Raw genomic sequence first — 12137 nt, 5'->3', positions numbered from 1 at the left:
ACGTCCTAACCTCTTACTATAAATGCACCTTGGAATTTACCGCTTCTTGCGTAATCCCTAGCCTCGTCCTCGCTTCTAAAGCCATTCAAAAATACCCTATAAATGGTCGAGCCGTCTATAGTAAATGTCCTGACTACCGACTTGTAGCCATCTATGCTTTGATGCTCTCTTTGATATCTGTTTGCGCCCTCAATGTTTTTAAATGAGCCAATTTGCACCATAAAATCTCCACCCACGACTCTCTGCTCTGATGAGATCACGATGCCTCCAGTTGGGGCTGTGGGTGAGACTGGATTTGGCACTTTTATGCCAGTGCTTGTCGGTTTTGTTTGAGTGTTAATGCTTGCAACAGCATTTATATCTTCATTAAAGCCTATGACTTCCATACTGACTGGAGCTGTACCTGTACCGATAATATCAAGTTTGGTTGCAGCCGCCTTTGAAAGGTCTAAAACTCTATCAGCCACAAAAGGTCCACGATCGTTTACACGCACAATAACACTTTTTTGATTTCTTAAATTTGTTACTTTAAGGATCGTATTCATCGGCAAAGTTTTGTGTGCTGCAGTCATATTGTACATATTATAAATTTCGCCGTTTGAGGTTGTTTTACCATGAAAATTTGGACCATACCAGCTTGCTGTGCCACTTGCCTTATCACCCACACTTACAACGGTTGGGTAGTATGTTTTGCCATTTATCGTGTAAGGTCTCATTGTTGCTTTTTGGATAGAAGCTGAATTGTTGCCCCTTACATTAGTTGGGCCACTTGGTGTAAATGGTGCCCCGCTCCAAGAGCAACCAGTAACTAGAAGAGTAAAACTTAGTCCTATATAAAATTTTAGGCTCTTATGGTATGACAATATTTGCTCCAACATTTAAATTTGAACTAGCAAAAGAATTTGCATCTTTTAAATCTTTTTCGCTCACATTAAATTTCTTAGATAAAGAAGCTATCGTATCACCAGTTTGGACTATATAGTTTTGAGATTTATTTTGTGCGGAAAATGGAATAATTAGTTTTTGATTATAACTTACCGCATTTGTACTAAGATCATTATAATCTTTAATCGCCCTATGGCTAACACCTGTTTTTTTAGAGATAGAAAGTAATGTTTCGCCTTTTTTTACAACGTAGGTATAAAAATTATTTTTACCGTTAAATGGCTTGAAATTTTCTGCAAAAAGCTGTTTTTTATTTTCAGGGATATAAACATAATAATCTTTTAGAGTTGGTGGAGTAAATACAAATTTTAAATGCGGGTTGTTATTTTTCATCTTTTTTGTACTAAGGCCGATACTATCGCCTATTTGAGCTAAATTTGTACCGCCAGGTACTTTTACTTTTACAAGCTTTAGTCCTCCGTTTATGTTCAATAAAGATGAATCTTTAGACATCAAGAAGTCCGCGTCTTTTGCGGTATATGCTGCTCTTAAAATTTTGATAACAAAATTTCTAGTTTCGGCTGGAAGGTATTTTTTCTCTGCGTCAAGAAGCGTTACAAGGTCATCTGTGCCAGCTTTTTGTATGGCTCTTTTTAAGGCTCCATCGCCACAGTTATAGGCCATAGCTGCTAGATACCACTTGCCAAATTGATTTTTAAGCGACTTTAGATAATTTGTTGCTGCAATAGTAGACTCTACTGGATCTTTTCTCTCATCGACATACTGTCCTACCTTTAGACCATGCAGTCTAGCCGTTTGCTCCATAAACTGCCACATGCCAGTAGCTTTTGCGTTTGAGACTGTGTGATTTGAAAAGCCTGATTCTATCATAGCTAGATAAAAGAATGACTCAGGTACGCCTGATTTTTTGATCTGCTCTTTTACCATCGGTATATACATATAACCATTTTTTAGAGCTTCTGCAAATGTTTCAAGTTGTGATTGTTTGATACCTTGCCTCATCTTTGCATAGTGAGAAGTCTTCATAAAGCTAGCGTCAATATCCAGCTCTTTTAAAATTTTTACCTGAGTGTCGTATGAGCTCTTTTCAGGCGTATTTGCTAGTAGCAAGGTACTACATGCAAACATTAAAAATATTTTAAGCATTGCTTTCATTTCTATCCTTTTTCGTGTCAAAACTTAAGATGCTAGCATCTTAAACAAGTGCAACGCTCAAAATTTAAGCAAAGCACTTAAACAACCTTTTGGCATTATTTGAAGTTTTTTCACAAACAACTTCAAACTCAAGGTTTAAAATTTCAGCTATCTTTTTAGCAACAAATGTCGTAAACGCCGGCTCATTTCTCTTGCCGCGATTTGGTTCTGGCGTGAGGTAAGGAGCGTCAGTTTCAATAACTATCCTATCAAATGGGATTTTTGGCAAGATTTCGACTAAATTTTTAGCATTTTTAAATGTTAAAACACCGCCTATGCCAAAGTAAAAATTCCCAAATTTACAAAGCTCTAAAAGAAGTGGTGAAGCATTATAACAATGCAAAATCGCTCCAGCTTCAAGCTTTGGTGCATACTCTTTTAAGATATTAAAAGAGTCCTCATTAGCCTCCCTAATGTGAAGAATAACGGGTTTTTTTAACTCAACAGCCAAATCAAGTTGAGCTAAAAAAATACGTTTTTGATCCTCTTTTTCTTTTATCTTTTCATTTTCATCTTTTGGTAAGCGAAAGTAGTCAAGACCACATTCACCAATCGCCACACACTTTTCATCTTTGGCAAAATTTCTTAAAATTTCAATACTAAAACTCTCTTTATCATATGGATGAACTCCAGCGGCAAAGAAAATGTCAGAATTTTCATGCGCTATTTTAGCCGCTTTTGGTAAATCATTGATATCAGCTCCCGGGATAATAAAGCCTTTTAGCCCTAAATTTCTAGCTTCATCTAAAATTTTATCAAGGTCAGGATCGTAAATTTTACTATCCAAATGACAATGTGTATCTATAATCATAATGCTATTTCTACTCTGTTTCTACCATTTTCTTTTGCGGTGTAAAGTGCCGAATCGCAAGCCTCAAGCATATCGTCTATCTCGCAATGCCCATTGCCAAAAGATACACCTATAGATATAGTAACTCTTATTTTTTGTTTTTTTATAACTACCTCATTTTCAGCCACTTTGGCTCGTAAATTTACAAAAAATTTGACAGCTTCTTCTTGGCTTATCTTTTTAAGTACAACACAAAACTCTTCGCCACCAAATCTAGCAACGATATCACTTCCTTTTGTATTGTCATTTAAAATTTTTGCGATTGATTTTAGTATCCTATCTCCGCCATCATGGCCATATGTATCATTTATCTTCTTAAAATAATCAACATCAATCATTGCAAAAGCATAAGGCTCATTGGTCTCTTCAGCTGCTTGGATATACTCTTCCACGTCAGAATAAAAAAATCTTCTATTATAAACCCCGGTCAAGAAGTCACGATTTGCAAAATTTGCTATCTTATTTATATTTTCCATCGCTTCAATCGTATTATTAACACGACATATCAGCTCTTCTTTTGAAAATGGTTTTGCTATAAAATCGCTCGCACCATTTTTTAAAAATATTGATGCGTCAGTCTTTTCGCTAGGCGATGTCATAACGATTACACCAAGACTATTTTTATCTTTTTCTTTTCTAACCTCTTTTAAAACTTCAAGACCGTCTTTTACCGGCATTCTATAATCAGTTATTATAAGATTTATATCAGGATTATCCGCAAAATAGTTCATTGCCTCTTCGCCGTGAGCTGCGGCCAAAACCTTAAACTGAAGGCTGGTTAATATCTTTTTTATCATATTTCTAAAAGGAAGCGAGTCTTCAACAACCAAAACCTTGTATTGTCTATTTTTGCTCAGTCTATTTATCATTTGGAAGATATAGTTGATATCGTCCATATTTCCTTTATAAACATAATCCACAATATCTTTATTTATAAAATTTTGCCTTGTTTCATCATCAATGCTACCTGTTAAAACGATAGCCGAAAGCCCTTTGGAAAGTGCATAATCAACGATCTCGCCATTTGGAGCATCTGGCAAATTTAAATCCAAAATAGTCATAAAATAATCTTTGTCATGCTCATTAATTAGCATTTGAGCCTCGGCAAAACTATATGCGACATCAATTGCCATCTCATCAATGGTCTTTTCCATTTGCATAACAATCAGCTTTGCTAACGCCTTATTATCATCAACTACAAGGATTCTTTCCATATTATTCCTACAAAATTTTTTATCAAATTAGTGGCGATTTTATCAAATAAATTTATTTACAAAGCTTAAATTAATAATTTAAATTAAGCTACTTTAAAAGCCCTTTAGCAAAATTTATTGCCTCTTCACTTATGTGCTCACCGCTTATCATACGTGCTAATTCGCTCACTCGTTCATCTTTATCAAGCTCTCTTACGACCGAGTTTTCTCCATGACGCTCTACTAAAAAGTGCGAATTTGCCTTTGAGCTGAGCTGCGGCTGATGTGAAATGGCAAAAATTTGATAAAAATTTGCAAGCTTAAGCAAGACATTTGCGATGCTCATCGCCTCTTTTCCGCTTAAATTTGCATCTATTTCATCTAAAATGATGACATCACCGCCAGTTTTTGTGATCTCGCTAGAGGCAGATATGAAGGCTAGCCTTAGGCGGTTTAGCTCGCCTGAGCTTAAATTTTTAAGTGAGGTCTCGTTTAAATTTAGACAAATTTCATCAGCGCCCAAGATATCAAGCTTTTTAGCCTCAATACTCAGCGTAATATCTGGCATATAAAGCTCTTTTAGGTATAAATTTATCATCGCCTCAAGCTCTTTTAAATTTACGCCCCTTGCCCTGCTTAAAGCGCTGGCAAGCTCATTTGCCTTTTTACTTAAAATTTCAAATTTCTTCTCAAGCTCACTCTTTTCAAAGCTTAAATTTTCATATCTGGCAAGCTCTTTTTCCTTTTTATCAAGCACTTCTAAGGCCTCTTCTTCGCTGCCATAACGCCTAATAATGGCATTAAGAGCTTCTATCCTATCAAGCACGCTCTCCACGTCAATATCGTCAAGCTCCTCCATATTTAGGCTATCTCTTGCAACCCTTAGTTCGTTCATTGCATCTTCAAAAAAGCCATTATCAAGGTCGCTGATACTTAGCGCCTCATTTACGCTATGCTCTAACTCAAATATCCGATCAGCTCTAGCCCACGCCTCATTTATCTTATCTTTTTTACTAAGCCTTTTTTTAGTCTCCATAAGCTCTTCAAACTCGCCTTTTTTAGGCCCAACGCTTCTTATCTTCTCGATCTCAAAGCTAGCAAGCTCCTTTAGCTCCTCGACCTTTTTCTCTTCCTCTTTTATGGTGGCTAGCTCTTTTGAAATTTTAGAAAATTCCAAAAAGGCCTCTTCAAATTCCTGCTTTGTCTCTTTAAATTTCTCATTTTTCGAAATTTCTAGCCTGTCAAGCAAATTTAGAAATTTCTCATTTTCAAACTCGTTTGCCTCTTTTGCCGAGAGATATTTGATATGCTCACGCGCTACCTGGGCTAAATTTTTCTTTGAGATGGCTTGTTGATTTATAAAATATCTCGTGCTTTTATCTTTTAAAAGCTTAAAGATATTAACTTCTTCGTTTTCTATGCCAAACTCATCAAGCTCAAATTTATGCTCCACGTCAGCCTCAATGAGCCTTGCATCGCTATCTTTTAGCCCAAAAACAGCCATGATCGCGCTCATTAGCACGGACTTGCCTGCACCACTAACGCCCGTAAATACGCTGAGACCCTCTTTGAAATTTAGCTCGACATTTTTAAAATTTAGATAATCTTTAATCAAAATTCGATCAATCATTATAACCCCAGTGAAGTTTCTCTTTTAAAATTTGAAAATAATCCCTACCAATATGGCGTATCAGCCTCGCTTTTTTATCGCTAAGGCTCATGCTAACGGCTGAAATTTTACTCATATCGAAGCGGTCCTGGCCGTCTATTACTAAAATGGCGTCGCTTTTTGTTCTAAATTTAACCGTGTGATTTTTGGTAAGCACAACTGGACGTTGCGTGAGTGAGTGCGAGCAGATAGGAGTTACTGTAAAAACCTCGCTTAATGGATAGATAATAGGGCCATTTGCGCTCATGTTATATGCCGTTGTTCCAGCAGGTGTCGCCACTATAACGCCGTCTCCAAAATATGAGTTAAAATATTTTTCATTTAAAAGTGCCTCGATATGTGTCATCGAACCGCCATTTTTACTAACGATGACTGCATCGTTAAATGCTATTTTTTGCTCAGTTTTGCCATCATTTTTGTGAAGCGTGACATCGAGCATAAAAGGCATTTCTACCTCAAATTTACCATCAAAAAAGTCTTTAAAAAATTTCTCACTCTCATTAATCATTATGTCAGTTAGAAATCCGAGTCTACCAGCGTGTATGCCAAGGACAAGTGGCGAGATGTGGGCTAGCTTTCTACAAGTTGAAATGATCGTGCCATCTCCGCCAAGAGTGATCAGAAATTCACACTCTTTGGCCAATTTTATAAGCTCAAAACCACTTTTTTCTATGCGCTTAGCACAATTTTTTTCAAGCAAAATTTCTGCGTTATACTTTTTTAAAATTTTTTCTAATTTTTCTAAATCTTGCCTAAATAATGGATAATCTTTAGCAATAAGTCCTACTTTTTTTGTGCAAAAAGTATTAGATTTTTGTTCATTTTTCATGTAAATGATTGTAACATATTTTATTTTAACAAAGCTTTTCAAAAGAAAAAAGCGACTATAATTGCCTAAAAAACATTGCAAAGGAGCATTTTATGCGAAGTCATTATTGCACCGATCTTAGCAAAGCTGATATCGGTAAAGAAGTAATACTTTGTGGCTGGGCAAACACATATAGAGACCACGGCGGCGTTGTTTTCATCGACTTAAGAGACGTTAGTGGGCTTATACAGTTAGTTTGCGATCCGGCTGATAGCAAAGAAGCACATGACGTGGCTGCAAAAGTAAGAGATGAATATGTCTTAAAAGCAAAAGGAAAAGTAAGAGCTAGAGGCGAAGGGCTAACCAATCCAAAGCTAAAAACTGGCGAGATAGAAGTAATAGTAAGTGAGCTAATCATCGAAAATCCAAGCGAGCCGCTACCATTTATGATAGGCGATGAGAGCGTAAATGAGGACATTAGGCTAAAATACCGCTTTTTAGACCTTAGAAGTGAACGCTTGCAAAATATATTTAAAATGCGTTCTCGTGCGGCGATCGCAGCTAGAAACAGCCTAGATAAAATGGGCTTTATCGAGTTTGAAACTCCGGTTTTAACACGCGCAACTCCAGAAGGTGCGAGAGACTACCTAGTGCCAAGTCGCGTATATCCGGGCCAGTTCTATGCACTCCCACAAAGCCCACAGCTATTTAAACAGCTTTTGATGTGTTCTGGCTTTGATAAATATTTCCAAATCGCAAAATGCTTCCGCGACGAAGACTTAAGGGCTGATCGCCAACCAGAATTTACTCAAATAGATATCGAAATGAGCTTTGTCGAGCAAGAAGATATCATAAATATGGCTGAGACGATGCTAAAAGATATCTTTAAAGCCTGCGGACACGACATCAAAACGCCATTTAGACGCATGAGCTACAAAGAGGCCACTGAGACTTACGGCTCAGACAAGCCTGATCTTAGATACGATCTAAAAATGATCGATGTTATCGATATTTTTGAACGCTCAAGTAATGAAATTTTTAGTTCTATTGCAAAAGATAAGAAGAAAAACCGAATCAAAGCGCTAAAAGTACCAAATGGCGACAACATCTTTAGTAAGCGTGAGATGAATAGATTTGAAGAATTTGTACGTAAATTTGGTGCACAAGGTCTTGGCTACTTCCAAATGAAAGAAGAAGGACTAAAAGGCCCACTTTGTAAATTTTTCGAGCAAAGCGATCTTGACGAGATCGTCTCAAGATGTGAACTAAAAGTCGGTGATGTTGTATTCTTTGGCGCTGGTAAGAAAAAAGTAGTACTTGATTATATGGGAAGATTTAGAATTTTTCTAGCCGAGCAAATGAATATCATCGATCAAGACAAACTTGAGTTTTTATGGGTGCTTGACTTCCCAATGTTTGAGCAAAATGATGATGGCAGCTACTCAGCGATGCACCATCCATTCACAATGCCAAAAAATATAGACGAGCCTGATCTTGAGGATATCCTCTCTATCGCTCACGACGTCGTACTAAACGGCTTTGAGCTTGGCGGCGGAAGTATAAGAATTCATAAAAATGACATCCAGCAAAAGGTATTTAAGCTCCTTGGCATAGATGAGGAAGAGCAACGTGAGAAATTTGGCTTCTTGCTTGATGCCTTGACGTTTGGCGCGCCTCCACATGGTGGTATCGCGATCGGATTTGACAGGCTAAACATGCTTGTAAATAAAGCAAGCTCGATCCGTGACGTCATAGCCTTCCCTAAAACACAACGTGCTCAGTGCCCACTAACAAAGGCACCAAGCCACGCTAGTAACGAACAGCTTAGGGAGCTAGGACTAAGGATAAGAGAAAAAGAGCAAAAGAATTAAAATTTTTGCAATAAATTTAGACTTTTAGATGTCTAAATTTGAGTTATTTTATTTAAAGATTAAATTTTTGAGATGATTTTGGATGTTGCGTAGAAATTTTCAAACTCATTCAAAGACACTCAAAAAATACAAAAAAGGGAAAGAATGAAGAATTTATTTTTAATCATAGGCGCTCCAGGTAGCGGAAAAACAACAGACGCATCACTTATCGCGCAGCAAGATGAAAAATTTGCACACTTCTCAACTGGCGATCTTTTAAGAGCTGAGGTTGCTAGCGGTAGCGAGCTTGGTAAGCTAATAGATGGCTTTATCTCAAAAGGAAATTTGGTTCCGCTTGACGTTGTCGTAAATGCGATCGTATCAGCCATTAAAGGCTCAGAAAAATCAAACATCATAATAGACGGATACCCAAGAAGCGTTGAGCAAATGACAGAGCTTGACAAAGTATTAAGCGAACAAAAAGAAATTTCTCTAAAAGGCGTCATCGAAGTAGATGTTAGCGAAGATGTGGCAAGGGCAAGGGTGCTCGGCCGTGCAAGAGGTGCTGATGACAACAACGAAGTATTTAACAACCGAATGAAAGTATATCTTGATCCGATTGTTTCTATCCGTGAATTTTATAGCAAAAAAGAGCTGCTTCACGTAGTAAACGGTGAGCGTGGCATCGACGAGATCGTAGCTGATATCAAAAATTTACTAGCTAAACTTTTATAAATTTACAGACCTTGCATCAAAAGGTGCAAGGTTTTAAAACTTACTTTTCATTAACATCAAAAATGTAATATCTTTTTAAATTTTTACAATAAATTCCAAAAGGATAAAAATGAAAAAAATTATAATCGCTTCACTAGCTGCTAGCATCGCAATGGCTGGAGGCTTCACATCAAAGCACTTAAGCGAAACGATAAGCGTAAAAGAGGCTTTGAAACTGAAAGACGACGCTAAAGTCGTACTTGAGGGCAAAATAAAATCACATATAAAATCAGACAAATATGAATTTATTGATAAAAATGGCGATGTCATTATTATTGAGATCGATAACAAAAAATGGGGCAACATAACAGCCAACGAAGATACGCTTTTGAGAATAAGAGGCGAGGTGGATAAAGACCTTATGAAAACAGAGATCGATGTCGATAGCGTAGAGGTTATAAAGTAGTTAAATTTTACGCGTATTTAATGCAAAAAATACTAAAATCACGAAAATTTCTAATAAAAAGGACGAATATATGGACGTTTCAAAGATCAAAGCTGGTTCAAACCCAGACAAAATCAATGCCGTAATCGAAATACCTTATGGCTCAAATATCAAATACGAGATCGACAAAGATAGCGGTGCGGTTGTAGTTGATCGTGTGCTCTACTCAGCGATGTTTTATCCAGCAAACTACGGCTTTGTGCCAAATACACTTGCAGCCGATGGCGATCCAGCTGATATTTTAGTGCTAAACGAGTATCCACTCCAAGCTGGTAGCGTCATTCCTTGCCGCTTAATAGGTGTTTTGGTGATGGAAGATGAAGCAGGCATGGACGAGAAGCTTTTGGCTGTTCCAGTTACAAAGATCGATCCAAGATATGATGCGATAAAAAGCTACGAAGACTTACCAGTTGCAACGCTAAATAAGATCAAAAATTTCTTTGAAACTTATAAAATTCTTGAGCCAAACAAATGGGTTAAGGTGAAAGAATTTAAAGATGCAAATACTGCAAAAGAGATTTTAGACGCTGCGATAAAAAATTATAAATAATTTATAAGCCCTATTTTAGGGCTTTTCTTTTTAAATTTGTTCGTTTTATACTCCACATAAAAAGGCTATTTTTTATATTTAGATAAGCTTTTTCTTGTATAATACGATTTTCTTTCAACTGTGGGTTCATAGCTCAGTTGGTTAGAGCATCCGGCTCATAACCGGATGGTCCCAGGTTCGAGTCCTGGTGAACCCACCACCTACTTTATCAACACTAAAAAATTAAAAATTTTTCATCACTTTTCCTTAGATTTTAAAATACTTTTAAAATACAAAAATGTTTAATAGTCCAAAATTTAAGCCAAATTTTCTAAACTCTCTCTAAAATTTCCTTGCGTTTTTGCCAGTCAGGCATATAAAGCGTCAGATAGTCATAAAATTTCTTTGAGTGATTTGGATACAGCAGGTGAGCAAGCTCGTGAAATACGACATACTCGATACACACTCTTGGCTTTTTGATAAGCTCTATGTTTAAATTTATATATGATTTATAAGGATTGCAACTCCCCCATCTCGTTTTCATCTGCCTTATTTTTACGCTTTTGATATCTTGTTTTACTATCTTGTTAAATTCTTGCAAGATATTAAAAAAGTATAACCTCGCCTTTTCATGATACCACTCATAAATCAAATTTTCTTTTCGTTTTATATCGCCTTTATCTTTTACAAATAGCTCAAGATAGCCTCTTTGTAACTTTACGCGCTCCTCTTTAGACTGCACCACTTTTAGCCGATAACTTCGTCCAAGATATTTAAAGTCCTCGCCGCTTACGTATTCTTTTTTGGGCGTCTTAAATGAGGCAAAAAACGCACGCTTTTGTGCTATCCATTTAGCTCTTTTTTTTATGATAAATTTTATATGCTCATCGCTTGCGGCTTTTGGCGCAGTTAGGATCGCTTCGCCATTTGGTCTAACTTTTAAGGTGATATTTTTCACCTCTTTTTTGATGATTTTCACCTCATTTAACATAAAAGCTTATCTCTATTCCACGGATAGTTTGGTAAATTTTCTCCTTCTCATCGATAGAAACGCCGTATTCGTCCTCTACCTCCCAAAGAGCGTCCTCCATAGCGCTTGTTATCTCATTTTCTACGTCTTTATTTTTGTGCCATTCTGGTTTTTTTGAGGCATCTTCGTAAATTTCATAAAATTTCTCGCTCAAATTTCTAGCGACCACCTCAACATCCACAAGCTCCACATCTGCCAAAATGTCAAGCAAATTGTCATAAATAGCAAATAAAATTTTCTTACCATTAAATTCTTTTGGATACTTATCTTCATTTGACTTTAAAGCGCCAGTTATGAGGTCTTTTAGCAGTTTTGCTTTGGCAAGCTTTTCTTCCTCGCTTAGCCTTTTTGCCTTGTATTCGTCGATGATATCTTGTATCTGCTGCGCTATTGATTTATAAAACGCTGGATTTGAGTCCATTTTCTCTTTTACCACCGCGCTTACGGCGCTAATGATCGTATCAGCCTTTGCGTTTTTGCCCTCTATCCTTTGCACCTCATCGTCAAATTCTGTCTCAAAGATATTTACAAGCCTCGTAAGCTCATTGACCCCTTGTGCATTTACGTAAGTATCGAGCAGCTTTTGCATCTGCGCTTCGTATTTGCCAAAGTCACAAGCCTCGTGATACCTTAGTTGCACAGCCTTTCTTAGCTCGTTATAAAATTTAACCCTCTGCTTATAAGCTTTGATCTCCTCTTCACTTAATATGTCATAAATTTTCTCACTTGAAAGCGCTAGTTTAAATGCCCTAGCAAACTGCGATAGCCACTCTTTAAAGTCGTCTCGTTTTTGCACGTCCTCTAAAACCGCCACGTAGCATTCTAGATCGTCTTTAAATTTCACGCCGCTAAAAAGATCGTCCAGATGAGTATAGTAAGTCTTTGCCTT

At 37.0% G+C, this 12137-nt stretch carries 12 protein-coding genes and 1 tRNA gene; 5 read left to right on the top strand and 8 right to left on the bottom strand.

From position 1 onward, the window contains the following. Window positions 1-5 precede the first annotated feature (5 nt). The 6 genes from CCON33237_RS02865 to CCON33237_RS02840 form a co-directional block, all read right to left on the bottom strand. Complete coding sequence (locus tag CCON33237_RS02865; RefSeq protein ID WP_081004425.1) at window positions 6-863, bottom strand: septal ring lytic transglycosylase RlpA family protein; 858 nt, start codon at window positions 861-863, stop codon at window positions 6-8. Continuing rightward, the gene (locus CCON33237_RS02860; protein ID WP_054196306.1) at window positions 850-2061 is read right to left on the bottom strand and encodes a lytic transglycosylase domain-containing protein; all 1212 of its coding nucleotides are present in this window, start codon (window positions 2059-2061) and stop codon (window positions 850-852) included. Before CCON33237_RS02860 ends, CCON33237_RS02865 begins: the two co-directional genes overlap by 14 nt. 64 nt (window positions 2062-2125) lie before the next feature. After that, on the bottom strand, window positions 2126-2911 hold the full coding sequence (locus tag CCON33237_RS02855; RefSeq protein WP_054196305.1) for a TatD family hydrolase: 786 nt from the start codon (window positions 2909-2911) through the stop codon (window positions 2126-2128). Beyond that, window positions 2908-4164, bottom strand: a complete 1257-nt coding sequence (locus CCON33237_RS02850; protein WP_054196304.1) for a GGDEF domain-containing response regulator — start codon at window positions 4162-4164, stop codon at window positions 2908-2910. Before CCON33237_RS02850 ends, CCON33237_RS02855 begins: the two co-directional genes overlap by 4 nt. Before the next feature lie 88 nt (window positions 4165-4252). Beyond that, on the bottom strand, window positions 4253-5773 hold the full coding sequence (locus CCON33237_RS02845) for an AAA family ATPase (RefSeq protein ID WP_054196303.1): 1521 nt from the start codon (window positions 5771-5773) through the stop codon (window positions 4253-4255). Continuing rightward, window positions 5766-6641: an NAD(+) kinase gene (locus CCON33237_RS02840; protein WP_054197380.1), complete on the bottom strand. Its 876-nt coding sequence runs from the start codon at window positions 6639-6641 to the stop codon at window positions 5766-5768. The genes CCON33237_RS02845 and CCON33237_RS02840 overlap by 8 nt, the downstream gene beginning before the upstream one ends. Before the next feature lie 92 nt (window positions 6642-6733). Here CCON33237_RS02840 and aspS point away from each other — a divergent pair, with 92 nt between their 5' ends. The 5 genes from aspS (at window position 6734) to CCON33237_RS02815 (ending at window position 10438) form a co-directional block, all read left to right on the top strand. Continuing rightward, window positions 6734-8491, top strand: a complete 1758-nt coding sequence (gene aspS, locus CCON33237_RS02835; protein ID WP_054196302.1) for an aspartate--tRNA ligase — start codon at window positions 6734-6736, stop codon at window positions 8489-8491. A gap of 144 nt (window positions 8492-8635) precedes the next feature. Further along, window positions 8636-9205: an adenylate kinase gene (locus CCON33237_RS02830; RefSeq protein ID WP_054196301.1), complete on the top strand. Its 570-nt coding sequence runs from the start codon at window positions 8636-8638 to the stop codon at window positions 9203-9205. A 109-nt stretch (window positions 9206-9314) separates the two neighbouring features. After that, window positions 9315-9650, top strand: a complete 336-nt coding sequence (locus CCON33237_RS02825; protein WP_054196300.1) for a NirD/YgiW/YdeI family stress tolerance protein — start codon at window positions 9315-9317, stop codon at window positions 9648-9650. Window positions 9651-9720: 70 nt separating this feature from the next. Continuing rightward, complete coding sequence (ppa, locus tag CCON33237_RS02820; protein WP_054196299.1) at window positions 9721-10239, top strand: inorganic diphosphatase; 519 nt, start codon at window positions 9721-9723, stop codon at window positions 10237-10239. 122 nt (window positions 10240-10361) lie between these two features. Then, window positions 10362-10438: transfer RNA gene (locus tag CCON33237_RS02815), tRNA-Ile, on the top strand. A gap of 111 nt (window positions 10439-10549) precedes the next feature. On the opposite strand, the gene CCON33237_RS02810 is transcribed toward CCON33237_RS02815, so the two are convergent. Beyond that, window positions 10550-11209, bottom strand: coding sequence for a M48 family metallopeptidase (locus CCON33237_RS02810; RefSeq protein ID WP_054196298.1), 660 nt, complete (start codon window positions 11207-11209; stop codon window positions 10550-10552). After that, window positions 11199-12092, bottom strand: a complete 894-nt coding sequence (locus CCON33237_RS02805; RefSeq protein ID WP_417903480.1) for a type I restriction enzyme endonuclease domain-containing protein — start codon at window positions 12090-12092, stop codon at window positions 11199-11201. Before CCON33237_RS02805 ends, CCON33237_RS02810 begins: the two co-directional genes overlap by 11 nt. Between the last annotated feature and the right edge of the window lie 45 nt (window positions 12093-12137).

Source organism: Campylobacter concisus, assembly GCF_001298465.1.
GTDB lineage: Bacteria > Campylobacterota > Campylobacteria > Campylobacterales > Campylobacteraceae > Campylobacter_A > Campylobacter_A concisus.
Note: the sequence above shows the minus strand (reverse complement) of the source record. Positions and strands in the feature narration are given on the sequence as shown.